Source organism: uncultured Tateyamaria sp. (genome assembly GCF_947503465.1).
Classification (GTDB): Bacteria; Pseudomonadota; Alphaproteobacteria; order Rhodobacterales; family Rhodobacteraceae; genus Tateyamaria.
This window is the reverse complement of sequence record NZ_CANNDN010000001.1, coordinates 62,332-86,051: the sequence shown is the minus strand read 5'-3', so window position 1 is coordinate 86,051 and position 23,720 is coordinate 62,332. Positions and strand designations below refer to the sequence as shown.

Here is a 23,720-nt window from a genome sequence, read left to right as displayed (position 1 = left end):
AAAAGATGGCCCGCGCGCCAGAATTTGTAAACGGTGGAATACCATGCCCGCACTTGTGCTGATCCTTGCCCTGACCTTTGCCGCGTCGCCCTTCTGGGTGCCCGATTTTGGCGGCTTTGACGGGGATCAGTTCCCGGTCCCGCAGAACGATCCCGCCGTGCAGCCTGCGGGCTATGCCTTTGCGATCTGGGGGCTGATCTATCTTTGGCTGATCATCGGCGCGGGATTTGGCGCGGTGCAGCGGTGGGGTGCGCCTGACTGGCAGCCCATGCGCGCGCCCTTGGCGGTGTCGCTGGCGGCGGGCAGCATCTGGTTGCCGGTCGCCGTGCACAGCCCGGTCTGGGCAACCCTCCTGATCTGGGCCATGCTGATCCCCGCCCTGATCGGGTTGTGGCGCAGCCCGCGGCTGGACGGCTGGGCCGCCGCGTGGCCCGTGGGTCTGTATGCCGGGTGGTTGAGTGCGGCGAGTTGTGTGGCGCTTGGGCTGCTGCTGGCGGGCTATGGCATCACCACAGAGCGCACCGCGGCGTGGATCATGGTGACCCTTGCCGTTGTGCTGGCGCTGCTGATGCAGCGCGCGCTGGAGCGTGCGCCGACCTATGGGATTGCCGTCATCTGGGCCCTGATTGCCATCGCCGTGCAGAACGGGTTCGATGTGAAGTCCGTCGGTGTGCTTGCCCTGCTGGGCGCCGTGCTGATGGTGCGGCCCGTTGTGGGCGCGTTTCGCGCGGAAAATCTGTCCCCGCGGGGACACGACTGATTTCAAACACTTTTTCCGTTAAATTCAGTTAATCAAGGTTAACCGCGCCGCCCCTCGGTGTGCTTGCGCAGCTTCGATGGGCCCGGTTTCTTGCGGCCCTTGTAGGGGTTCGCGTCGTTCTGGCCACGCATGAACAGGCGGATCGGCGTGCCGGGCATGTCGAAATCCAGCCGCAAGCCGTTCACCAGATAGCGGTTGTAGCTTTCAGGCACCTTGTCGGGATGCGAGCACATCACGACAAAACCCGGCGGCCGTGTCTTGGCCTGGGTCATGTAGCGCAGCTTGATCCGTTTGCCCTGTGGCGCGGGCGGCGGGTGTTGTTCCAGCATACCCGTCAGCCAGCGGTTCAGCGCCGCGGTGGGCACGCGCCGGTTCCAGACGTCATAGGCGCGCATGATGGCACCATGCAGACGGTCAAGGCCCCTGCCCGTCTTGGCCGACACCGTCACAAGCGGTGCGCCCTTGAGTTGCGGCAAGAGGCGTTCAAAGCTTTCCTTCAGCTCTTTCAGCTTTGCCTGTTTGTCGTCTTCCACATCCCACTTGTTGATGGCGATGACGACGGCGCGGCCTTCGCGTTCGGCAAGGTCCGCAATGCGCAGGTCCTGCTGTTCGAAGGGGATGGCTGCATCCAGCAGGACCACGACAACCTCGGCAAATTTCACGGCGCGCAGACCGTCGGACACCGACAGTTTTTCCAGCTTTTCCTGTACCTTGGCCCGCTTGCGCATGCCCGCGGTGTCAAAGATGCGCATGGGCGTACCCACGCCATCCGCCCCCGCCCAATCGGTGCGCAGCGAGATCGCGTCGCGGGTGATCCCGGCCTCTGGCCCCGTCAGCAGGCGGTCTTCGCCAACGATACGGTTGATCAGGGTCGACTTGCCCGCGTTGGGGCGGCCCACCACGGCCACTTGCAACGGCTTGGCATCGGTGGGCTGTGGGACGTAATCGGGGTCGTCCTCCTCCTCGTCCACCGTGACATCCGTTTCCGGGGCCTCTTGGGCGTTCTTTTCGGCGTAGAGATCGGCCAGCGGCTGCAACTGGGCATAGAGGTCATTGAGCCCCTCGCCATGTTCGGCGGAGAGGCGGATGGGTTCGCCAAGGCCCAGCGCGAACGCCTCGAGCACGCCGGCATCGGCGGCGGACCCTTCGCCCTTGTTGGCGGCCAGAAGCACGTGATCGGCCCGCTTGCGCAGGATGTCGGCAAACACCTCGTCTGTGGGGGTCACGCCCGCGCGCGCGTCGATCATGAACAGGCACACATCGGCCATGTCCACGGCCCGTTCCGTCAGACGCCGCATCCGGCCCTGCAGGCTGTCATCGGTCGCTTCCTCGAGCCCTGCCGTGTCGATCACGGTAAAACGCAGGTCCGCCAACCGCCCTGCCCCTTCGCGCAGGTCGCGCGTCACGCCGGGTTGGTCATCGACCAACGCAAGGCGCTTGCCCACAAGGCGGTTGAACAGCGTCGACTTGCCCACATTGGGTCGTCCGACAATGGCGAGGGTCAGGGTCATGGATTTGGTTCCGAAGGATCAGAGCGCGCACATAGACCATTCGGGCGATCACTTAAAGGGGGGGATGGGCAGGCTTGACGGAGGACAGGGTTGGCGGGATCAGGCGAAGGTCCGGTTTGAGGCCAATCCTACCGGTCTGCGGATTTTAACTTCTGCATTTCTGCAACGACCTTGGAAGCGCATTTCTTGATTTCATCGACGCTGGTATCCACGATCAAGCGATCCACTTTCCACGGGTCGAATTTGCGGTTGGCTACCTTTTGCCAATCAGGCATGACAAGCCCTTGGATGTCGCTTTCGCGAGCTTCTACGCGATACCGATGTATAGCCCGATCCGAACACACCACTTCAACGTTCAAAAGGTGGGCACTGCCAGAAGCCGCAGTTCTAGCCCACAGATTTCTTGTAATTTCAATGGGATTGACCGTGTCGGCGATCACATCGAAGCCAAGCAAGAGATTATCGACCGCCACTGAAGCGATTGCCAAATAGCCCGCATCTTCTGACGGATCGATCCGGAGAACGCTATTTTTCAACGCGGTTTCAACGGAGTCTACGCGCAGATGCACAGCTTTGACCTGTGCGGCCAACGCCTTCGCTAAAGTTGTCTTGCCTACACCCGGCAGGCCTGAAAGAGCAACGAGTATCGTCATGCCAGAAATGTATCATGAGGCAAGTGGCCGGACTATGCCGACGGCAGCAATGTCCCGCACACCTGACCCCAACCAAAGCGCGCACAGCTACCCAGCCGTCCAAACACCATGTGATCTGGTCGCGCGCCCGGCTTATCCTGGCAAGCGCTTAGCGATAGGCCAGCAACTGGCCCTTGCGCGACACCACGTACAGCGTCTGCCCCGCAACCACGGGTGCTGTTGACGCGCCGCCCGGGATTTCCGTCAGGCCCGTCAGCCCGCCCGAGACCGGGTCGAAGCTGCGCAAGGCGTCATCGGACGAGGCCACAAGAAGGCGTCCGCCGGCCAGAACCGGGCCATGATGGGCAAAGACCTCGGCCTGCCGCAGCGGGCGGTCCCGCACGAAGTTGGGCAGGCGCGTGCCCCAGATGCGGCTGCCGTCCGCGGCATCAAGGCGGATCAGTTCGTTGCGGTCGGACACCAGGAACACGCTGTCGCCCACGGGCAGAACGGTGTCGATCGCCCCTTCGCCCGCTGTCCAGATCGGTGCGCCGGATCCTGCATTCACCGCGACGGTGCGCCCGGACTGGTTGCCCGCATAGACCACGCCGTCCTTTGCGATCGGCCGACCGGTCACGTCGTCGATCTTGGCCAATGCCCGGCCCTGCCGTTCGCCCAGCACAGACGCGTCCCAGCGCCGCAGACCGCCCTGCCGGAACACGGCCTGCATCTCGCCCGAGCCGAACGAGAAGATGGCCAGCCCGTCCGTCACGATGGGTGCGGGACCGCCCAGCACGTTTGTCGTTGTCTCGGAACTGGTGATTTGCCAGGCGACGCGCCCGCTGTCTTTTTCGATGGCCCAGCCCGTGTCGTCCCCGGCCATCACATAGACCAGGTCTTCGAACGCGGTGGGACGGCCGACGCCGACCGCTTCGAGTTCCTGTGTCCAGATGGTGCCGCCGGTGGCCGCGTCCAGCGCCGTGAGCGTGCCGAGGCCGCTGGACACAAACAGCATGTCGCCATCTGCGGCCAGCCCGCCGCCCGTGCCATCGCCGCTTTCGGCCCGGTCGGGCAGGATGTCGCGCTGCCACAGCAGCTGGCCAGAGGTCGATACGGCCGAGACGGTGGTTTCCGCATCCAGCGTGAACACCCGTCCGCCCGACACAACCGGGTCGGCCACGATACGATGCTTACGGCTGTCGCCCTGGCCGATATTGACCGACCAGATCGGCGTCAGCGTTTGTCCAAGCTGCGGGTGGTCGGTTCGAAAGGCCGGTGTTCCAAAGCCTTGCGCCGCGTCCGCGTTTGTCTCTTGCGGTGGCAGGCTGATGTCGCGGGCGGCCCCTGCCAATGCGTCGGCCTCGGCCCCGCCGCCGGTTTCGGCGTCGGACGGGTCAGCGACCACCGCCGCCGACACCGGTTCACGTTTGCCCGGAAGGATGATTTCACGTTCCGAACAGCTGGCAAGGACGGCAAGCGCCACGACCCCCAGCAGCACGCGGGTTTGTGTGTTCACACTCATGCCCAGAACCCCCATCGTCCGACCCATGCTATTCTCCGGCGGTCTCTGTGGCCTCTGGCGCGCCGCCCAGCGCCACCATTGCCTGTAGGGCACGGCGTTGCAAGCCCGGGGTCGCCTCGGCATCATCGAGGATGCCCTGGAACCGCGCGATGGCAGCGTCGACGTCGCCCGTTTCGATATCGATCAGCGCCAGCTGTTCCTCGGCCAGCAGGCGCAGCCGCACACCTGGCACGGCGAGGGCCTGAAAGCCCTGGGCGCGGGTCGCGGCATCTTCGGTTTCGGTTTGCAGCATGAGCGATTTGAAGGTGGCGATCTGGCGGTAGATCAACGGCAGGTCCGTCGCGTTGGCCACGGGTGCAAGGGACTGAATTGCGGCGTCTGTCCGGCCTGCATCCGCCTGTGCGCCCGCCGTCAGAAAGGCGAGCACCGCCGCCCCTTCGGCCGTTTCCGCGCCGACACCCGCCAACGCGTCGGCGCGTTCATCGTCGTCATTGGCCACCAATGCTGCCAGCATGGCATCGCCCAGCGACTGTGCCTTGGCCTGTTCCTGGGCGCGGCGGTATTCGTTGAAACCTGCGGCCCCCACGATCAGCAGGATCACCAGGGCCACGATCCAGCCATAGCGTTTGACATAGCCAAACAGACGATCCCGGCGCACCTCTTCGGTGACTTCTTCGATAAAGCTGTCGGTGTCGCTCACGCCCGCGCTCCCAATATCCGTGGCGGATTGGCTCCGCCTCACCCTTGTTTTCCCGGGTGTCTTACAGTGCTGCCGCGCCCAAGCCAAGAGCGTGCGATCGCCCATTGCGGTGCGGCAATTGGGCATCATTGCGATGTGTCTCGAAAAAAAGTAATCTGAACTGGTTAGTTTAGACGTATGTCCTCCTATATCGCAGGTGACGCGCCGTCATTTGGCGGGTCATCAGGTCCACCAGGGAAGAAAAAAGATGCGGATTGTGTCGTTGATCTTGGCCATAGCAGTTGGCGCAGGGTTGTATTTTTGGGTCATTGAGCGGGAACAGACGCTGGCCTTTCTGGCCGGAGACACCGAAGCACCTGAAACCGAAACGGCAAGGACAGGCGCGCAGACCGACGGTACCGACGCATCGCAGGATGCCGCGCCCGCCTCCGACACCTCTGATCTGATCAAGGTCGTGGCCCGCAAATCCATTGCGCGCGAGATCGACAATGCGGTGGTCCTGCGTGGCCAGACCGAGGCGGCCCGACAGGTTGAAGTGCGGGCCGAGACGTCTTCGACGGTCATTTCCCCGCCGCTCCGCAAGGGCGCCTTTGTCGAAGCGGGCCAGTTGATGTGCCAGCTTGATCCCGGCACCCGCGCCTCGGCCCTGACCGAGGCCCGCGCCCGCCTGGCCGAAGCCATCGCCAGCAAGACCGAAGCCGAAAGCCGGGTGCCCGAGGCCGAAAGCCGCGTCATCGAGGCACAGGCGCGCATTGACGAGGCGCAGGTCAACCAGAACGCCGCCCGCCGCCTGAGCGAAGGCGGATTTGCCGCTGAAACGCGGGTCAAGAACGCAGAGGCGTCCCTGGCCGCAGCCGAGGCATCGCTGGAAGGCGCAAAGGCCAGCGTGATCGCGGCCCGTGCGGGTTTGCAAAGCGCCGATGCGACCATCGAAAGCGCGGCGGCCTCGATCGCGACGGCAGAAAAGGAGATGGAGCGGTTGGACATCCGCGCGCCCTTTGCCGGCATTCTGGAGAGCGACACGGCCGAATTGGGCACGTTGCTGCAGCCCGGATCGCTGTGCGCCACCGTGATCCAGCTGAACCCCATCAAACTTGTGGCCTTTGCGCCCGAAACCGAAGTTGCCCGTGTCGAGGTTGGGGCCATGGCAGGCGCCCGGCTGGCCGCGGATGACAACGAAGTGCGCGGTCGGGTCACATTCTTGAGCCGCGCGGCGGATGAAACCACACGGACATTCCGGGTCGAGATCGAGGTGCCCAACGACGATCTGCGCATCCGGGACGGCCAGACCGCCGAAATCGCCATCTCTGCCGCAGGCGCCAAGGCGCATTTGCTGCCCGCGTCGGCCCTGACCCTGAACGAAAACGGGGTGCTGGGCCTGCGTGTCGTCGATGATGCCGGTGTGGTGGCCTTTGCCCCGGCCAGGGTGGTGCGCGACACTGCGCAGGGCATCTGGCTGACGGACCTGCCCGAAGAGATCAACGTGATTGTGGTGGGGCAGGAATTCGTGACCGCCGGTGTGACGGTCGCGCCCACATTCCAGGAGCAAACCCAATGACCGGTATCGTTGACTGGGCCGCGTCCCGTGCGCGGATGGTGGTGGCCTTTATCTTCCTGTCCATCTTGGCAGGCGCGCTGGCCTATATCGTGCTGCCCAAGGAGGGTGAGCCCGACATCGAGATCCCGACGCTGGTGATTTCGCTGCCCTTCCCGGGCATTTCCGCCGCGGATTCCGAAACCTTGCTGGTTCAACCGATGGAAACCGAGCTGGCGGACCTGGACGGCCTGGACAAGATGACCGCCACGGCTGCCGAAGGCTATGCCAATGTCGTGCTGGAATTCGAGTTCGGCTGGGACAAGACGCAAGTGCTGGCCGATGTGCGTGATGCCATGGACAAGGCCGAGGCCGATTTTCCGGATGGGTTTGAACAGTACACGGTGGATGAATTCAACTTTTCCGAATTCCCCATCATCATCGTCAACCTGACCGGTCCCGTCCCCGAACGCACCATCGCGCGCGTTGCCAAGGACCTGCAGGACGACATCGAGGGCCTGGACGCCGTTCTGGAAGCCAGCCTTGTGGGCAACCGGGACGAGATGGTCGAGGTCGTCATCGATCCGTTGCGCCTGGAAGCCTACAATGTCACCGCAGGCGAATTGATCACCGTGGTGCAGAACAACAACCAGTTGATTGCCGCCGGCGAGGTGGAGACGGCGCAAGGGGCCTTTGCCGTCAAGATCCCGTCGTCCTTTGACGAGGTGCGCGACATCTATGACCTGCCGGTCAAGACCAATGGTGACCGGGTTGTCACGTTGGGCGATCTGGCGCAGATCAACCTGACCTTTGAGGATCGCGTGTCGACTGCGCGGTTCAATGGCAACGACACGGTTGCGTTGCAGGTGGTCAAGCGCAAGGGATTCAACCTGATCGACACCGCCACGGAAGTGAAGGCGCTGGTGGACGAGAAGGCCAGCGAATGGCCCGAGGGTCTGATCGCCGCCGTGGACGTGGGCACATCGAACGACCAAAGCCGCGAAGTGGCCTCGATGGTGGGCCAGCTTGAGGGCTCCGTTCTGACGGCGATTGCGCTGGTGATGATTGTGTCGCTGGCCTTTCTCGGGCCGCGGGCGTCCTTGCTTGTGGGCTTTGCCATCCCGACATCGTTCCTGCTGTGTTTCGTGTTGCTGGCGATCATGGGCATTTCGGTTTCGAACATCGTGATGTTCGGCCTGATCCTGTCGGTCGGTATGCTGGTCGACGGGGCCATTGTGGTGGTCGAATATGCCGACAAGCGCCAGCAGGCCGGTGTGGGGCCGATGCAGTCCTATGTCGACGCCGCCAAGCGGATGTTCTGGCCCGTGGTGTCGTCCACGGCGACAACGCTGTGTGCGTTCCTGCCGATGCTGTTCTGGCCCGGCGTGCCCGGCGAATTCATGGGCATGCTGCCCGTCACGTTGATCTTTGTTCTGTCTGCGTCGCTGATCGTTGCGCTGGTGTACCTGCCCGTGATGGGGGGTGTGCTGGGGCGCTTTATCCAGGCGATGAGCCGCGCCAACACCCGTATCGCGACGATGCCGATCCTGGCGCATCTGGGTTTGTTCCTTGTGGCCGGTGCGATGCTGGCCGGTTTGGCAGGCATTCCGTTCCTGTTGGAGCGCGCCGGGGGCGCATTTGCGGCCATGGACCAGCAAGAGGTCTGGCGGTCCGTGCTGCCGACCTTTGTCGATGTGTTCATGTTCGGCATTGGCATGCTGTTTCTGGCCGCCTTCGCCTTTGCCGGGGCCATCATGGCGGTGCTGTCGGTCAGCGCGCTGTTCGTGCGCTTTGGCCTTGGCGTGAACTGGGGGCTGCGCCGGGTGTTTGGTGCCCGCAACCGCAAGGTGCGCGCGGGCTATCAGCGGTCGGGCTTTGGCTATGTGATCCAGTCCATTGTCGGCAATCCGGTCATGCCGCTGGTGATGATCGGCTTTGTGTTCGTGTTTGTGGGCACGACCCTGATCTATTTCATCAACAACAACCGCGGCGTCGAGTTCTTTGTCGAGACCGAACCCGAGCAGGCCATCGTCTATGTGCTGGCCCGTGGAAACATGTCGCTGGAAGAAAAGGACACGCTGCTGGGCCAGGCCGAGGACATCGTGCTGGCCCATCCCGGCATTCGCAGCGCCTTTGCCTTTGCCGGCGCGGGTGGTCTGAACGCCAATACCGGCGGGGCGCAGAACCCACGCGACACCATCGGTCAGATCCAGCTGGAAACCATTCCGTGGGAAGAGCGTCCCGATGCTGCCGAGCCGTGGTTCACCCTTCCATTCGTGAACTATACCGTGATGCGCGAGGTGAAGGCAGAGGACTTTGACGGCGACACCGTTCTGGACGAGCTGTCCGCCGATCTGGCCCAGATCCCCGGCATCCGCACCGAGGTGCTGCCGCTGGCGCAGGGCCCGGCCTCGGCCAAGCCGGTGCATTTGCGCATCAGGGGCGACAATTGGCAGGACCTGTTGGCATCGGCCGGGATGGCCCGCGCCCGGTTCGAGGCGACCCCCGGTCTGACCCGGATCGAGGACACCCGCCCCCTGCCCGGCATTGACTGGCAGATCGACGTGGATGTCGAGAAGGCGGGCCGCTACGGTGCGGACGTCGCAACCGTGGGCGCGATGGTGCAACTTGTCACCCGTGGCCTGCTGCTGGACACGATGCGTGTGGACACATCGGACGAGGAAATCGAGATCCGCGTACGCCTGCCCGAGAAGGATCGCGTGCTGTCCACGCTTGACAGCCTCAAGGTGCGCACCGCGGACGGGCTGGTCCCACTGGCCAACTTCATCACCCGGACCCCCGTGGCTGAACTGGCGCAGATCAGCCGCGTGGATCAGAAACGGTATTTTGACGTCAAGGCGGATGTTCTGGACGGTCTGCAAAAGGTTGTCCGGACCGTCGATCAGGACGGCACCGAGGTCGAACAGACCGTCGCGACCGTGCGGCCCTCTGCCGATGCGCTGCTGTCGGCCAATGGGCAGGGCTATGCGGTGTTCAACCTGGCCCCCGAAGGACGCGGTGTTGATTTGCAAGCGGGTGTGGATGCGGGCGAATTGCGCCTGATCCCGGTCAATGCCAACGAACGGATTGCCGAGTTGACCAAGTGGGTCGACACGGCCCCCTTCCCTGTCGGTATCGACAGCGAGTGGACGGGCGATCAGGAGGATCAGGCGGAATCCGGCGCCTTCCTTGGACAGGCGTTCATGGGTGCGCTGGGGCTGATGTTCATCATCCTGCTGGCGCAGTTCAATTCGATCTACAACGCGCTTCTGGTTCTGGGTGCCGTGGTTCTGTCCACTGCGGGCGTGCTGATCGGCATGCTGGTCATGGGCCAGGCGTTTTCGATCATCATGACCGGCACCGGTATCGTGGCGCTTGCGGGCATCGTGGTGAACAACAACATCGTGCTGATCGACACCTATCAGGAATACGAAAAGTACATGCCGCGGATCGAGGCGATCATCCGCACGGCACAGGATCGTATCCGTCCCGTGCTATTGACCACGATCACGACGATGGCAGGTCTGGCACCGATGATGTTTGGCCTTTCACTGGACTTTGGAAATGGTGGATATACCGTCGACAGCCCCACCGCCCTGTGGTGGAAACAGTTGGCGACGGCGGTGGTTTTTGGCCTGGGCATCGCAACCGTCCTGACGCTGATGGTGACGCCATCTTTGCTGGCGTTGCGCGTCTGGGTCGTGACCTATGCGGGCTGGGCCAGCCAATTGCTGGCGAAACTGTCGATGGGGCGCGCCAGCCGCGCGGCCAGGGACTGGGCACTGGCCCGCGACTGCCGCACCGTCGGCAATCATGAACTGGTTTGGGATTTCGGCGATGAGCCCAGCCACGGCGACCCCGTTCGGCCACAACCACCGCTCACGGCTGCGCCTCTCAAGGCGGCGGAGTAGCAGGGACCGACGGCCAGTGGCGCTGATTTTTTGCGTCACTGGTCGGCCATTCCTATGCCCGACTTGCACGCTGTACTGACCGTACCGCGTAGAGGATGGTTCGGGCATTCTAAGTATGATCTGAGGCCAGCGCCGCTGGCATACGTTCGCTGGCTTTTTTTGCAATTCTGACATGCCTGATCGTCGGGTTTTGCACGGCCCTAGCACGTGCTGCATTTGTGCTGATCATTCCGTCATGGCGTGCGGGCGTCGAAGTCTTTTCGATCATCCTCCTTCTGAACACGTCGCTTTATTCCTACTTGCCCGCGAGGATGACCCACCGCGGGTTGGACAGTGTTCTGTGGATGTCCATCTACACCGTGATTTTCAATGTCGCTTACGGCACTGGCTGGACCGCAACGGGGGCACCAATTGGGACCTTCTGCCGAAAAAGGTCGGGGACCTCGCGGATCAAGATCATTCCTTTGACGTGGAATACCGGATTGGGCACGCACAATTCGGACACCAGACGATCCGCTATGACGCCATCGCGTATCCGCATCACGCGCGCTACGTCTTGCAGGGTGAGTTGAACCCGGCCAACCAAAACCTTGTCCAGAGCGACATGGAGTTCGTGATTGAGCCTGTTGCTGACATGGGCCGTTGCCGGATCACGCTGACCCGTATCCGCCGTTCGGTGCTTGTGCGCGAGGGGTTGGTGATATGGTTTGACGATGCCCTGGGCGATCAGGTCGACTACCTGCGTGCCACGTGGACCAATCGCTGGGACTGGAGCAGGGCGGGCAAGTTCCGCCGCCACGCTGCCGTTCTGTCCTAGGGCGCCTCATCCGCCTGCTGACGGTGCCACAGCTGGGCATAGCGCCCATCGGCGGCCAGCAATTCGTCGTGGGTGCCTGTTTCGACAATCTGGCCCTGTTCCAGCACGATGATCCTGTCGGCTTCGGCGATAGTGGAGAGCCGGTGCGCGATGGTCAGTACAGTGCGCCCCTGCCCCGCCGCGTTCAGCGCGTCCTTGATCTCCTGCTCGGTTTCGGTATCGAGCGCGCTGGTCGCTTCGTCCAGCAACAGGATGGGCGGGTTTTTCAGCAGGGTCCGCGCAATGCCCACACGCTGCTTTTCACCGCCTGACAGTTTCAGCCCGCGTTCACCCACCGCCGTGTCATAGCCTTCGGGCAGCGCCTGGATAAAGTCGTGGATCTGCGCGGCCCGCGCCGCCGCTTCGATGTCGGCATGGCTGGCGTTGTCGCGCCCATAGGCGATGTTGTAGCGGATCGTGTCGTTGAACAGTACCGTGTCCTGCGGCACCACGCCGATGGCGGCGTGCAGGCTGTCCTGGGTCACGTCCCGCACATCCTGCCCGTCAATGCGCAATGCGCCGCCGCCCACGTCGTAAAATCGGAACAATAGCCGCCCGATGGTAGATTTGCCCGACCCGGTCGAGCCGACGATGGCGACCTGTTGCCCGGGTTCCGCCACCACCGACACGCCCTTGAGGATGGGCCGCGCGGGGTCGTAGCCAAAATGCACATCATCGAGTTCGATCCGCCCGCCCGAGACCTTGAGCGGTTGGGCGCCCGGAGCGTCCTTCACCTCGGCCGGTTGTTCGAGCAGGTCGAACATCTCGCCCATGTCGACCAGCGCCTGGCGGATTTCGCGGTAGACCGTGCCCAGGAAGTTCAGCGGCATGGTGATCTGGATCATATAGGCGTTGACCATCACGAAATCGCCCACTGTCAGCGTGCCGTTCTGCACCCCTATGGCGGCCATCACCATGACGCCGACCAGCCCGCCAGTGATGATCACCGACTGGCCGAAATTCAGGAACGCCAACGAATAGCTGGTCTTGAGCGCTGCGGCCTCATAGCCTTCCATCGCCTTGTCGTAACGGCCCGCCTCGCGCGCCTCGGCTCCGAAATACTTGACCGTTTCAAAGTTCAGCAGGCTGTCGATCGCCTTTTGGTTGGCGTCGGTGTCCTGATCGTTCATCACCTTGCGCAGCTTCACCCGCCATTCGGTCACGGCAAAGGTGAACCAGACATAGAGCCCGATGGTGCCTGCCACGACCACAAGGTACCAGATGTCGAACATGATGGTCAGGACGATCCCGATCAGAAGCAGTTCCAGGATAAGCGGCCCGATGGAGAACAGCAGGAAGCGCAAGAGGAACTCGACCCCTTTCACCCCCCGTTCGATGATCCGGCTGAGCCCGCCGGTCTTGCGCGTGATGTGATACCGCATGGACAGGCGGTGGATGTGTTCGAATGTCTCAAGCGCCAGCATGCGCAGGGCGCGCTGTGCGACCTTGGCAAAGATGGCATCCCGCAGCTGCTGAAAGCCCACATTCATCAGCCGCGCAAACCCATAGGCCACGGTCAGGCCGACGGCCCCGAGGGCCAGATCCGACACGCCTTCGCCCGACAGCACGTTTACCGCATCGCGGTACAGGATCGGGGTATAGACCGACACCAGTTTCGACAGGAGAAGCGCCAGCATCGCCAGTACGACGCGTTGCTTGACCCACGGCTTGTCATCTGGCCACAGGTAGGGCGCGACCTTGCGCACGGTGCGCAGACCCGACCGGCGCTCGGACTCGGCGACAGGGTCTGGGGAATTTCCGGCTGGCGTGGCCTGTTCGGCATCCTGGGCCGATGTGTCTGCTGGCATGGGGCGGGGTTCCTGACGTTCAGGCCCCACTATCTAAGGCAGAGGTCGGGGACATGCCAGCGCGGGCGTCCGCTTAATTGGGCAGCGCAAAGACCTGGCCCGGGAAAATCAGGTCCGGGTTGCGGATACGATCGCGATTGGCCTCGAACACCTGCACATACAGAATCCCCTCGCCATAGCGGTCGCGGGCGATGGCCCAGAGCGTGTTGCCTGTCTGAACCGTGATCTGCGTGGCGGGCAGATCCGTGTCCCTGGCCTGTGCCAGCACCTCGGGGTCTTCGCGGCGGAACGGGGTTTCGACCCGGCTGGTCACGGTGCCTGTGTCGTCCAGCTCGTCAACGCGCAACGTGTAGGTGCCGGTGTCGATCCGGGGCAGTTCGCCCTTCCACTTGCCATCGTCGCTGACGTCAATATCGGCAATGGGCGTGTTGTTGACATAGACCCGAACCGTGTCGGCCTGCGGCTGGGCGCGGCCCGCCAGTTCCACGTCGCCGGTGTCGGAATAGCTGATGCTGTCCAGCGCGATGTTGTCGAGCGCCTCGGGCGGCGTGTTGCCCAGCACTTCGACCCCGTCCTGGGTCGATCTGAGCACCGTCACCTGTTGTTCCGGGTCAACCTGGGCCGTGACAACCGGGGCATCCACCGGATCAGGCAGGGGCGCCTCGGCGACCACCGCGGGCGCTTCCGGGTCCGTGGGCGCTGCGGCGGTGGCCACCTCCTCGACAATGTCGGGGCTTGGCGTCGCCTCGGTGATGACCGGTACGTCAGGCTCCGGGTCCGGGATGGCGGGAGTTTCCGGCGCTTGCGTCACTTGCGGCGCGTCCGGTTCGACGGGCACCGCTTCGGGCTGTGGTGTCTCGGGGCGCGCGGCGGGTGCGGGCGCTGTGGCAACGACGGTGTCGTCTTCGGGCGCAGCCACGACCGGCGCAGTCTCGGCGATGGCCGGCGCGTCTGCGACACTCTCCGGTTCGTCTTGCAAGGCAGGTGCGGGTTGCGCTTGCGGCGCGTCGGCGACACTCTCCAGTTCGTCTTGCAAGGCGGGTGCGGGTTGCGCTTGCGGCGCGAGGATCACCTCGTCCACCGACGCGATCTCGTCCATGCCGACCCGCTGGACAAGTGTCAGGACCCGCGCGTTCGGGCTGGGTGGCAGAATGGTGATGGCGGCAAAACTGCCCCCGTCGTCCACGGTCGTCTCGGTGTTTTCAGCGCCGTCCAGGAAGACCGCGACCTTGCTGCCCGGTGCCGCGCGTCCGGCGATTACGGTCAGGCCGTCTGCCTCGACCCGCACTTCGTCGATCGAGGGCGGATCAAGCGGCAGGGCTGCCTGCGGTTGCGGTGCGGGCGTGGTTCCTGCCTCGGGCGTGGCATCGACCACCTGAGGCGCTTCGACCGCTGCGGGTTGCGCGCGCGTGGTGTCATCGCCGCGGTTGGCATTCAGAAACAGGCCGATGCCCACTGCAGCCGCCGCAACGACAGCCGCGCTGCCCGCCAAGGCACCGTTCGACCCGGCAAATGCCGCCCATTTCGACATGTTGACCCTTTCCACCGCACCGGTTTGCCCGGTTTCGTTGCGCCTGCATAACAGGCGGCGCTATAGCGGTCAAAAGAAGGGCGTCACAAAACCATCACTTTCGCGCGCCCGTTACAGGAGCACCACATGTCCACATTGTCCGTCTGTGTTTATTGCGGGTCGCGCCCCGGTGCCCTGCCCGCATACGCGGCCGAAGCAGAGGCCCTGGGGGCGGGCATCGCGTCCAGGGGCTGGCGTCTGGTCTATGGGGCGGGCGACGTGGGTCTGATGGGGTCCGCGGCGCGGGCCGCCCAGGCCGGGGGTGGCGACACGTTCGGCGTCATTCCACGCCACCTGGTGGATTGGGAAGTCGGCAAGACCGACCTTACCCGCTATGTCGTGACCGAGACCATGCATGAGCGCAAGAAGGTCATGTTCATGAATTGCGACGCGGTTGTGGTGATGCCCGGCGGCGCGGGTTCACTGGATGAGCTGTTCGAAGTGCTGACCTGGCGCCAGCTGGGTCTTCATGAGAAACCGGTGATACTGATGAATGTCGCGGGGTATTGGGACCCGCTGGTCGCACTGCTAGACCATGTGGTTCGCAACGGGTTCGCCGATGCATCGTTGCTGGATTACTTTACCGCTGTTTCAGATGCAGGCGCTGCGCTTGCGAAGCTGGAATAGCAAGGAGTGTGCACCGGGCAGGCTATCCAATCTCGATCACCGTGATTTCGGGAACGGACCCCAGCCGGACCGGCAAAATCGAGCATCCGATCCCGCCCGACACAACAAGATGGCGGCCATCCTCTTCGACATGGCCATAGGCAAACCTGTTGCCGTATCTTGACGGTACAACGGGCGACCAGCCAAACAGGCGCACTTGCCCGCCATGTGTGTGACCTGACAACGTCACGGCGACGCGCGACGGGACATCGACGAATATATCGGGTTCGTGCGCCAAAAGGATGACAGGGTCATCATCCGTCACCTGCGCAAGCGTACCCGGCAAATCGTCCAACCCCACCCATTGGCCTGTTGGTCCACGCAGGGCGAGCTGATCCTCGAGCCCGGCCACCCAGACCCCACCTGTCTTGACCGCATGATTGGACAGGCACGGAATGCCCACACGTTCCAATGCGTCGGCATAGAGGTTTGGACCGCCGCCACGCCGTTGGGCTGACAAGTCATCCCACCAGTCATGATTTCCAAGGATGGCAAAGACCCCAAGCGGCGCTTTCAGGTCAGCCAGAACCGGCGCAACATCTTCAATTTTCACGTCTTTTGTTATGAAGTGATGTCCGGCGGCATAGTCCCCGAGCAGAACGATCATGTCTGCGCCAAGCGCATTTGCGCGCCGCACAACCTGCCGCACGCGGGACAGGCCCACATACGGCTCGCCGACATGCAGATCGGAAATTGCCGCGATCCGCAGTTTTCGTCCGCTTGGCCATACCTCGGGTGTAAGGTGCCACCGTTTGACCTGCAGACGCAGCGCAGGTTCGATGAAAAAGGTGTAAAGCGATGCAAAAAGGCCTGCCAAGATCGTTCCCAGCAGGCCCTTCAGAAATCCACGTCGTGTCAAGGACTACATCCGGGAAGCGACGTTTTCCCAGTTCACCAGATTGTCCAGGAAGTTGGTCAGGTAGGCGGGCCGCTTGTTGCGGAAGTCGATATAGTAGGAGTGTTCCCACACATCGCACCCCAGCAGCGCCGTCTGTCCAAAGCACAGCGGGTTGACGCCGTTTTCGGTCTTGGTCACCTTGAGGCTGCCGTCCTTGTCCTTGACCAGCCATGCCCAGCCGGACCCGAACTGACCTGCACCGGCCGCCGAGAACTGGTCCTTGAACGCGTCAACCGACCCAAAGCTTTCTGTCAGAGCCTTCTCCAGTTCACCCGGCATGGCGCTGTCGCCCGGGCCCATCATTTCCCAGAATTGATTGTGGTTCCACAACTGGCTGATGTTGTTGAAGATCCCGTTTTGGGCCACCGCATTGGCGTCATAGGTGCCGACGATGATCTCTTCGAGCGACTTGCCCGCCCATTCGGTGCCCTCGATGGCCTTGTTGCCATTGGTGACATAGGCGTTGTGGTGAAGATCGTGGTGGTATTCCAGCGTTTCCTTGGACATGCCATGCGGTGCAAGCGCATCGTGCGCATACGGAAGGTCGGGAAGTTCAAAAGCCATGTGGGCCCCCTTTCAAGTATTGCTAGCCTCGTGCCTGACAGATTGTGCGCAGAGGGGCAAGTTCAAGGCGACGGATGCCGAAAACAGGCGCTATTGTGTGAATGTCCCCGGCTGGCACTGGCCCTGACCATTGATCGAGTTGGTGACGCCCCGCAGGGATCCGGTGACCGAAACCTGGGTGCGGGACGGGTTCAGGACGGCCCGGTAGCCAATGGTGGCGGGACGTGGGCGCGCGGGGATATTGCTGACGCGCCACGTCAGAATGGCTCTGCCATCTTGCCGTTCGCGGACCTGCATGGGGATGGGTTCGCCCTTCACTTCGCGAATGAACACGTCAAATACCTGGGGCGTTCCACCTTCGGGAAAGCGGAAGACAATTACGGGCGACATGAACCCATCGCCAGTGTCCCGTACATTGCACACCAGATCCAACGCGGATGCAGGTGCTCCGATACCTATCGCCATCGCTGCGGCCAACATCAGATTTTTCATCGCAGATCCCCTTGTAAATGCACGTCATGACGCTCATGCGCGACAAGACCAGCAATCGCAACGGGAAATCCGCGATCCGTCAGAATATGTTCACGGCGCTGCCTTTTTGCGCCGCGGTGCACAACAGGTCGAACACGTATTGCGCCTGGCTGCGGAAACAGATGATGCGGAACCTGTCCGCCTCGTGCAGCCAGAAGGCGGCGGGCACCTGGGCCATGCGGGTGCGTCGGAACATGCCGGGGGTGAATGCGTCGGGCGCAAGGTCCACCGGCACCAGCTTGGCCATCACTTCGCGGGCAAGCGGGCCGGAGACGTCGAACACCGCACGGGCGTCCGACACATCGACACACAAGCTGTGCAGATCGCCGAGCGTTGCGCGCATCTTCTCGAGGTTGGGGCCGACCGTGTCATAGGGGCACAGCACCAGGAGTTCGTCTGGGGACATCCAGCAGATGCCGCGGTATTCGACGCAATTGGCGGCGCCCTGGGCGGGCATGTCGACGGCAGCCACGCCTGTGGCGGCGTTCTTGACCTTGGGGTCCCCCAACGGGCCGCGCAACGTGATCATGCCCTGCAATGGAACCTCTGCGACCATCGCGATTCCATCCGACCACGCGACCCCGCCCAAGGCGCTGACAGCATTAGACATTCTGCTTCTCCCCATCCGGGTCATAGAAGACCGGGCTGACGATCCGGGCCTTGTAGGTTGTGCCATCCGTGCCGGGGAAGTCGATGACCTCGCCCATCCGGTCCGGTCCATGCAGAACCAGGCCCATGGCGATGCCGCGGTTCAGGTTCGGCGAGCGGTACGACGACGTCACGCGGCCCTGCACGTTGCGCTGACCATTCGCGTTTGTTCCGTCCGCGACCGCATAGGCCCCGTCCGGCAGAACGGACCCGTCCAGTGTTTCAAGCCCGACAAGCTGCCAGCGTTCCGGGTCGGCCATATGGGTGCGCTGCTGGGCGCGTTTGCCAAGGTAGTCGTCCTTCTTTTTGGACAAGGCCCAGTGCAGACCAAGGTCCTGCGGGATGACGGTGCCGTCCGTTTCGTCCCCGATCATGATGAACCCCTTTTCGGCGCGCAGGATATGCAGCGCTTCGGTACCGTATGGCATCACGCCAAGGGCGTCCCCAACCGTCATGAGCGCATCCCAGAACGCCTGCCCCTCGGACGCCTTCACCGCGATTTCGTAGCTGAGTTCGCCTGAGAAAGAGATGCGATAGGCGCGCACGTCGAACCCGCCAAGCGTGCCATCGGCCCATTCCATGAAGCCAAGCGCCTCTGCTGACACGTCCATACCACCCAGCGCTTCCAGCGCCTTGCGGGCGTTGGGCCCAACCACCGCGATCTGGGCATATTGCTCGGTCACGTTGGCGACATAGACCTGCATGTCCCACCATTCGGTTTGCAGCCATTCCTCCATGTGCTGGTGGATGCTGTCCGCCCCGCCGGTTGTGGTGTGGCAAAGGAATGTCAGATCATCGAGCCGCGCGACAACGCCGTCATCGATCAGGAACCCGTTTTCGTTGCACATCAGGCCGTAGCGGCATTTGCCGGGCTTCAGCGTGCTCATCATGTTGGTGTAGAGCATGTCGAGAAAGCGGCCCGCATCCGGTCCCTTGACAATCAGCTTGCCCAGGGTCGAGGCATCGAGAAGGCCCAGGTTGTCCCGCACATTCTTCGTTTCGCGCATCACGGCGTCGTGGATGGTTTCGCCGCTGCGTACGAAGGCATATGGCCTGCGCCATGCCCCCACCGGTTCCCAGTTCGCGCCGTTGGCATCGTGCCAGTCATGCAGCGGGGTGCGGCGGATCGGCTGGAACACCTTGCCGCGCGCCTCGCCCGCAATCGCCCCCATCGAGATGGGCGTATAGGGGGGGCGGAAGGTTGTCGTGCCGGTCTGTGGAATGGGCTGGTTCAGTGCGTCAGACAGGATCGCGAGGCCGTTGATATTGCTCAACTTGCCTTGATCCGTTGCCATGCCAAGCGTGGTGTAGCGTTTTGCGTGTTCGACACTTTCGAAACCCTCCTGGGCCGCAAGCTGCACGTCCGACACCTTGACGTCGTTCTGATAATCAAGCCACGCCTTTCCGCGCAGCGCCGCCCCTGCCCCTTGCGGCATCAGCCAGACCGGGGCCATGGGGGCCTCTTCGATGCCGTTTGCATCGGGCGCATTTGCCTTCCTTGGTCGGTGGCCCGTTGCCCGGGCCGCCGCCTGCCCCATCGCATGGGCGTCGCCCACCAGTTCGGCCAGTCCGAAATGCCCGTTCGCCGCGCCGGCCGGGCTGACAAAGCCGTTGCCATCTGCGCCCAGCGGCGCTTTATCCACATCCGGGCGGAACATGGCAAAATCATTGTCCCACATGAGCTTGCCACCGCAATGGGACCACAGGTGCACAACCGGTGACCACCCGCCGGACATGGCGACCACGTCACACGCGATCTCTTCCAGCACGGCCCCTTCGCCGGCCTGCGCGCATACGGCCACGCCGGTGACACGTTTGCCCCCCAGCACCTTGGCAATGCCGTGGCCCATCAGCACCCGGATGCCTGCGGCCTTGGCTTCGGCCACAAGGGGGCTATCGACGGGCAGAACCCGCGCATCCAGAATGACCGGAACCGCCAATCCTGCAGCTTTCAAAGCGCTTGCGGTGCGATATGCGTCGTCATTATTGGTCACGATCACCGTGCGGTCGCCAGGACTGACACCATAGTTCACGACATAGTCCCGCACGGCAGAGGCCAGCATCACACCCGGAATGTCGTTGCCTGCGAAAGACAGGGGCCGTTCAATTGCACCGGTCGCGGTCACGACATGTCCGGCGCGGATACGCCACAGACGGTGGCGCGGACCATCGGCCTGGGGCGCGTGATCGGTCAGGCGCTCATATCCCAGCACGTAGCCGTGGTCGTAGACCCCTGCCCCCATGGTCCGTGTACGCATCGTGACATTTGGCATGTCAGAGAGGTCTGACACCAGTTCGTCCACGAAGATATCCACAGGCTTGCCATCAACCACGCCCCCATCGACAGGCGCACGCCCGCCCCAATGGGCCGATTGTTCCAGCAGCACGACGCGCGCGCCGGACGATGCGGCGGATTTCGCGGCCAGGAGGCCGGCCAGGCCCCCGCCCACAACCAGCACATCGCAGAAAGTGTGGAAATGTTCGTAGGTATCCTGATCGCGTCCCTTGGGGGCCTGCCCTAGACCAGCGGCCTGGCGGATGAACGGTTCGTAGACATGTTTCCACAAGGGGCGCGGGTGAATGAACATCTTGTAGTAAAAGCCCGCAGGCATGAAGCGCGACAGCTTGGCGTTGATGGCGCCCACGTCGAATTCGAGGCTGGGCCAATGGTTCTGCGACGTGGCAAGCAGGCCTTCGAACAGTTCTGTGGTCGTGGCCCGCTGGTTCGGCTCGAACTTGCCTTCAACGCCGAGGTTCACAAGGGCATTGGGTTCTTCGGGGCCTGCCGCCACAATCCCGCGCGGACGGTGGTATTTGAAGGACCGGCCCACCAGCATCTGATCATTGGCCAGAAGCGCGGACGCCAATGTGTCCCCTTCGAACCCGCGCATCTGCTGGCCGTTGAACGTAAATCGAACGGCGGCATCCTTGTTCAGAAGGCGGCCGCCCGTGGCAAGACGTATGCTCATGTTCGGGCCTCATCGCGGGCAGAGGTGTCGGAGCCTCTGGCGGTCGTATTTCTGGTCGGAAGAAACATCAGGCAATATCCCTCCATGTCCAGCCAGGGCGTTTTTCCGAGATGGTGTCGAGGATCTCTTGCGGCGGTTCGGTCACCTGGGCCGGATAGGTGCCGAAGATTTCCAGTGTGGTGGTGCAGCGCGCGGCGTGAAACCACTTGCCGCAGCCATAGACATGCCGCCAGCGTTCGAAATGCACGCCCTTGGGGTTTTCGCGCATGAACAGGTAGGTCTCGAAGTCCTCGTCGGACGCACCGGGGCCGAAGCGTTTCAGGTGCGCCTCGCCGCCTGCGTGGAATTCGGTTTCCTCGCCGGTCACGCCGCAATTGGGGCAGGTCAGGATCAGCATGGGCGTGCTCCGGTCTGGGATGTGGACGCGCAAAAGGCGGACGTCGCGAGACGCCCGCCTGATGCGGTCCGAAAACGTGGGGAGGAGTTATTCGGTTGGCACTGCCGTGCCTGTGACACCGGTCGCGTCTGTGGCTGCCGGTGCAATGGCGTCCTGGGTTGGACCACCTTCACCGCCGCCCGAGCCGATGGAGCCGAGGAGCGCAAGCAGCGCGACAACCGCCACGATGACCGCAAAGGAGATGAGCAGACCGCGTCCCGAGACGCCGTCGCCACGATGGATGTTCGGGTTTGGATAGTCTGACATGGGTAAGCCTCCGGTTTGTAGGCTTCCATCTCAGCATATAGGTGCGTCGGCGCAATCGGGTGGCCGATAGTGTGCCAAAACGGGCTGGGGGCAGCCGGTTTGGTGGTGCCGAAGCGGCTGCGTCCCGCCGGTTTTGCGATTTCGCGTGACGACCGGGCGCCTGATGTGGCAGTGTCAACAAAAGTTGACAGGAGACCCCCATGGATCACACAACCGGCGCCATCCTGGTCTTTGGCGCGATTGCAATCCTCGCTGTTGTCATGTTTCTGCTGGAACAACGCGCGGCGGCCAAACGGAAAGAGGCCCGCGGCGGGCGCGAGATTGACGTCGCCAACCTGATTGCCTTTGGTTCGGCCGCTGGCGAGGGCGAGAAGACGCATAAGTAGGTTTGTGCATTTCTTGGCGCGGGTTAAGCTGATCTCATGGACAGCTTTTGGACTTTGGTCGGTGTTTGCGGATTGGGTGCATCCTGCACTGCTTGGGTGCTGTGGCACGCCCGAAAGCGTTTGAAGCTGTCGAAGCGCGCCGTTGAAGACACTGATTTCCCGAACGGTTCCGGCTGAATCTTGACCGACATGCACCATCAATGCGCCACCCCGGCGGCCACGCTTTCATCAATGAAACGGCCCTCGCGGAAGCGGTCCAACCCAAACGCGTCCGTCAACGGCGACCGGCCCTTCGCCATCAACTCGGCCATGGCCCAGCCAGAGCCGGGGATCGCCTTGAATCCACCTGTGCCCCAGCCGCAGTTGATGAACACGCCCTCGACAGGTGTTTTGGACAGGATGGGCGAGCGGTCGCCGGTCACGTCCACGATCCCACCCCATTGGCGCAGCATCTTGAGGCGCGAGATCATCGGGAATGTCTCGATCAATGCGCGCACGGTTTCCTCGACATGGTGGAACGATCCGCGCTGCGTGTAGTTGTTGTAGCCGTCCGTGCCGCCTCCAATCACCATCTCGCCCTTGTCGGACTGGCTCATGTAGCCGTGCACCGTGTTGGCCATAACGACCACGTCCATGCAAGGCTTGATCGGTTCGGATACCAGAGCCTGCAGCGCCACGGATTCGATGGGCAGACGGAAGCCAGCCATGTCGGCCAGATGGCCGGAATGACCTGCCACGACAATGCCCAGCTTGTCGCAGTCGATGGCACCCTTGGACGTATCGACGCCCACGACCTTGTCGCCCTCGCGCCGGATGCCGGTCACTTCGCATTGCTGGATCACGTCCATGCCCATATCCGAGCATGCCCGGGCATAGCCCCACGCCACCGCATCGTGGCGTGCCGTGCCGCCGCGGGCCTGCCAGAGGCCACCCATGACCGGGTAGCGGGGACCGTCCAGATGGATGATGGGCACCAGTTCCTTGACCTTTTCGGGGCCTATGAACTCGGTCTTGACCCCTTGCAGCGCGTTGGCATGGGCCGTGCGTTGATAACCGCGCACCTCGTGATGGGTCTGGGCCAGCATTATGACACCGCGCGGGCTGAACATCACGTTGTAGTTCAGGTCCTGGCTCATCGTCTCGTAGAGGCTGCGCGCCTTTTCGTAGATGGCGGCCGATGGATCCTGGAGGTAATTCGAGCGGATGATCGTCGTGTTCCGGCCCGTGTTGCCGCCACCCAACCAGCCCTTTTCAAGGATGGCGACGTTGGTGATGCCGAAATTCTTGCCCAGATAGTAGGCCGTTGCGAGGCCATGCCCGCCTGCACCCACGATTATGACATCGTATTTCTTCTTGGGTTCAGGCGCGCGCCACGCGCGTTCCCACCCGGTATGATAGCGGGCGGCTTCCCGTGTGATGGCGAAGGCGGAATACCGTTTCATGATGAGCTGTCCCGAACCGTGGAATCGCAGGGCGACCATTGCGTTTGTAATCACCTTTGTGCCGTTGAAAAGGGGCCGTAGGGGCGGCGTTTTTTGACGGATTTGCGAC

The 23,720-nt window shown here is 62.9% G+C and carries 20 protein-coding genes; 6 read left to right on the top strand and 14 right to left on the bottom strand.

Annotated features, from left to right (window positions below; genetic code table 11):
• Positions 1 to 43: 43 nt before the first annotated feature.
• A complete protein-coding gene (locus Q0844_RS00400) occupies positions 44 to 760 on the top strand; it encodes a hypothetical protein (protein WP_299040966.1) in 717 nt (238 codons plus the stop codon).
• A 38-nt stretch (positions 761 to 798) separates the two neighbouring features.
• On the opposite strand, the gene der is transcribed toward Q0844_RS00400, so the two are convergent.
• The 4 genes from der to Q0844_RS00380 form a co-directional block, all read right to left on the bottom strand.
• Positions 799 to 2,271, bottom strand: coding sequence for a ribosome biogenesis GTPase Der (gene der, locus Q0844_RS00395; RefSeq protein WP_299040965.1), 1,473 nt, complete (start codon positions 2,269 to 2,271; stop codon positions 799 to 801).
• A gap of 128 nt (positions 2,272 to 2,399) precedes the next feature.
• The gene (locus Q0844_RS00390; RefSeq protein WP_299040964.1) at positions 2,400 to 2,924 is read right to left on the bottom strand and encodes an AAA family ATPase; all 525 of its coding nucleotides are present in this window, start codon (positions 2,922 to 2,924) and stop codon (positions 2,400 to 2,402) included.
• 148 nt (positions 2,925 to 3,072) lie between these two features.
• The gene (locus Q0844_RS00385) at positions 3,073 to 4,425 is read right to left on the bottom strand and encodes a PQQ-like beta-propeller repeat protein (RefSeq protein WP_299040962.1); all 1,353 of its coding nucleotides are present in this window, start codon (positions 4,423 to 4,425) and stop codon (positions 3,073 to 3,075) included.
• 28 nt (positions 4,426 to 4,453) lie between these two features.
• Positions 4,454 to 5,125, bottom strand: coding sequence for a hypothetical protein (locus tag Q0844_RS00380; protein WP_299040961.1), 672 nt, complete (start codon positions 5,123 to 5,125; stop codon positions 4,454 to 4,456).
• Positions 5,126 to 5,372: 247 nt separating this feature from the next.
• On the opposite strand from Q0844_RS00380, the gene Q0844_RS00375 reads away from it, so the two are divergent.
• From Q0844_RS00375 to Q0844_RS00365, 3 genes are all read left to right on the top strand, one after another.
• Positions 5,373 to 6,683, top strand: coding sequence for an efflux RND transporter periplasmic adaptor subunit (locus tag Q0844_RS00375; RefSeq protein WP_299040960.1), 1,311 nt, complete (start codon positions 5,373 to 5,375; stop codon positions 6,681 to 6,683).
• A complete protein-coding gene (locus tag Q0844_RS00370; protein WP_299040959.1) occupies positions 6,680 to 10,570 on the top strand; it encodes an efflux RND transporter permease subunit in 3,891 nt (1,296 codons plus the stop codon). Before Q0844_RS00375 ends, Q0844_RS00370 begins: the two co-directional genes overlap by 4 nt.
• A gap of 340 nt (positions 10,571 to 10,910) precedes the next feature.
• Positions 10,911 to 11,387, top strand: a complete 477-nt coding sequence (locus Q0844_RS00365) for a hypothetical protein (RefSeq protein ID WP_299040958.1) — start codon at positions 10,911 to 10,913, stop codon at positions 11,385 to 11,387.
• Here the strand turns inward: Q0844_RS00365 and Q0844_RS00360 are convergent.
• Both Q0844_RS00360 and Q0844_RS00355 read right to left on the bottom strand, forming a co-directional pair.
• Entirely contained in the window at positions 11,384 to 13,234 is a 1,851-nt protein-coding gene (locus tag Q0844_RS00360; RefSeq protein ID WP_299040956.1) for an ABC transporter ATP-binding protein/permease, read from the bottom strand. The genes Q0844_RS00365 and Q0844_RS00360 overlap by 4 nt on opposite strands.
• A gap of 73 nt (positions 13,235 to 13,307) precedes the next feature.
• Complete coding sequence (locus Q0844_RS00355; protein ID WP_299040955.1) at positions 13,308 to 14,765, bottom strand: LysM peptidoglycan-binding domain-containing protein; 1,458 nt, start codon at positions 14,763 to 14,765, stop codon at positions 13,308 to 13,310.
• A 126-nt stretch (positions 14,766 to 14,891) separates the two neighbouring features.
• Between Q0844_RS00355 and Q0844_RS00350 the strand changes: the two genes are divergently transcribed.
• Entirely contained in the window at positions 14,892 to 15,431 is a 540-nt protein-coding gene (locus tag Q0844_RS00350; protein ID WP_299040954.1) for a TIGR00730 family Rossman fold protein, read from the top strand.
• Positions 15,432 to 15,453: 22 nt separating this feature from the next.
• On the opposite strand, the gene Q0844_RS00345 is transcribed toward Q0844_RS00350, so the two are convergent.
• From Q0844_RS00345 to Q0844_RS00315, 7 genes are all read right to left on the bottom strand, one after another.
• Positions 15,454 to 16,329: a metallophosphoesterase gene (locus tag Q0844_RS00345; protein ID WP_299040953.1), complete on the bottom strand. Its 876-nt coding sequence runs from the start codon at positions 16,327 to 16,329 to the stop codon at positions 15,454 to 15,456.
• A 3-nt stretch (positions 16,330 to 16,332) separates the two neighbouring features.
• Positions 16,333 to 16,932: a superoxide dismutase gene (locus tag Q0844_RS00340; RefSeq protein WP_299040952.1), complete on the bottom strand. Its 600-nt coding sequence runs from the start codon at positions 16,930 to 16,932 to the stop codon at positions 16,333 to 16,335.
• A gap of 90 nt (positions 16,933 to 17,022) precedes the next feature.
• Entirely contained in the window at positions 17,023 to 17,424 is a 402-nt protein-coding gene (locus tag Q0844_RS00335; protein ID WP_299040951.1) for a hypothetical protein, read from the bottom strand.
• Positions 17,425 to 17,503: 79 nt separating this feature from the next.
• Entirely contained in the window at positions 17,504 to 18,073 is a 570-nt protein-coding gene (locus Q0844_RS00330; RefSeq protein WP_299040950.1) for a sarcosine oxidase subunit gamma family protein, read from the bottom strand.
• Positions 18,066 to 21,080: a sarcosine oxidase subunit alpha family protein gene (locus Q0844_RS00325; protein WP_299040949.1), complete on the bottom strand. Its 3,015-nt coding sequence runs from the start codon at positions 21,078 to 21,080 to the stop codon at positions 18,066 to 18,068. Before Q0844_RS00325 ends, Q0844_RS00330 begins: the two co-directional genes overlap by 8 nt.
• Positions 21,081 to 21,147: 67 nt before the next feature.
• Complete coding sequence (locus tag Q0844_RS00320) at positions 21,148 to 21,477, bottom strand: sarcosine oxidase subunit delta (protein ID WP_299040947.1); 330 nt, start codon at positions 21,475 to 21,477, stop codon at positions 21,148 to 21,150.
• Positions 21,478 to 21,564: 87 nt separating this feature from the next.
• Entirely contained in the window at positions 21,565 to 21,783 is a 219-nt protein-coding gene (locus tag Q0844_RS00315) for a hypothetical protein (protein WP_299040945.1), read from the bottom strand.
• A gap of 200 nt (positions 21,784 to 21,983) precedes the next feature.
• On the opposite strand from Q0844_RS00315, the gene Q0844_RS00310 reads away from it, so the two are divergent.
• Positions 21,984 to 22,169: a hypothetical protein gene (locus tag Q0844_RS00310; protein WP_299040944.1), complete on the top strand. Its 186-nt coding sequence runs from the start codon at positions 21,984 to 21,986 to the stop codon at positions 22,167 to 22,169.
• A 197-nt stretch (positions 22,170 to 22,366) separates the two neighbouring features.
• Here Q0844_RS00310 and Q0844_RS00305 read toward each other — a convergent pair whose 3' ends face one another.
• Complete coding sequence (locus Q0844_RS00305) at positions 22,367 to 23,611, bottom strand: sarcosine oxidase subunit beta family protein (RefSeq protein ID WP_299040943.1); 1,245 nt, start codon at positions 23,609 to 23,611, stop codon at positions 22,367 to 22,369.
• Positions 23,612 to 23,720: the final 109 nt, after the last annotated feature.

What these genes read in the sequence shown, in the direction of transcription:
- Q0844_RS00350 (WP_299040954.1), top strand. Translation starts at nt 14,892, where the DNA reads ATGTCCACATTGTCCGTCTGTGTTTATTGCGGGTCGCGCCCCGGTGCC.
- Q0844_RS00390 (WP_299040964.1), bottom strand. Translation starts at nt 2,924, where the DNA reads ATGACGATACTCGTTGCTCTTTCAGGCCTGCCGGGTGTAGGCAAGACA.
- Q0844_RS00360 (WP_299040956.1), bottom strand. Translation starts at nt 13,234, where the DNA reads ATGCCAGCAGACACATCGGCCCAGGATGCCGAACAGGCCACGCCAGCC.
- Q0844_RS00355 (WP_299040955.1), bottom strand. Translation starts at nt 14,765, where the DNA reads ATGTCGAAATGGGCGGCATTTGCCGGGTCGAACGGTGCCTTGGCGGGC.
- Q0844_RS00310 (WP_299040944.1), top strand. Translation starts at nt 21,984, where the DNA reads ATGGATCACACAACCGGCGCCATCCTGGTCTTTGGCGCGATTGCAATC.
- Q0844_RS00375 (WP_299040960.1), top strand. Translation starts at nt 5,373, where the DNA reads ATGCGGATTGTGTCGTTGATCTTGGCCATAGCAGTTGGCGCAGGGTTG.
- Q0844_RS00400 (WP_299040966.1), top strand. Translation starts at nt 44, where the DNA reads ATGCCCGCACTTGTGCTGATCCTTGCCCTGACCTTTGCCGCGTCGCCC.
- Q0844_RS00340 (WP_299040952.1), bottom strand. Translation starts at nt 16,932, where the DNA reads ATGGCTTTTGAACTTCCCGACCTTCCGTATGCGCACGATGCGCTTGCA.
- Q0844_RS00370 (WP_299040959.1), top strand. Translation starts at nt 6,680, where the DNA reads ATGACCGGTATCGTTGACTGGGCCGCGTCCCGTGCGCGGATGGTGGTG.
- Q0844_RS00325 (WP_299040949.1), bottom strand. Translation starts at nt 21,080, where the DNA reads ATGAGCATACGTCTTGCCACGGGCGGCCGCCTTCTGAACAAGGATGCC.
- Q0844_RS00305 (WP_299040943.1), bottom strand. Translation starts at nt 23,611, where the DNA reads ATGAAACGGTATTCCGCCTTCGCCATCACACGGGAAGCCGCCCGCTAT.
- Q0844_RS00330 (WP_299040950.1), bottom strand. Translation starts at nt 18,073, where the DNA reads ATGTCTAATGCTGTCAGCGCCTTGGGCGGGGTCGCGTGGTCGGATGGA.
- Q0844_RS00335 (WP_299040951.1), bottom strand. Translation starts at nt 17,424, where the DNA reads ATGAAAAATCTGATGTTGGCCGCAGCGATGGCGATAGGTATCGGAGCA.
- Q0844_RS00315 (WP_299040945.1), bottom strand. Translation starts at nt 21,783, where the DNA reads ATGTCAGACTATCCAAACCCGAACATCCATCGTGGCGACGGCGTCTCG.
- Q0844_RS00385 (WP_299040962.1), bottom strand. Translation starts at nt 4,425, where the DNA reads ATGAGTGTGAACACACAAACCCGCGTGCTGCTGGGGGTCGTGGCGCTT.
- der (WP_299040965.1), bottom strand. Translation starts at nt 2,271, where the DNA reads ATGACCCTGACCCTCGCCATTGTCGGACGACCCAATGTGGGCAAGTCG.
- Q0844_RS00320 (WP_299040947.1), bottom strand. Translation starts at nt 21,477, where the DNA reads ATGCTGATCCTGACCTGCCCCAATTGCGGCGTGACCGGCGAGGAAACC.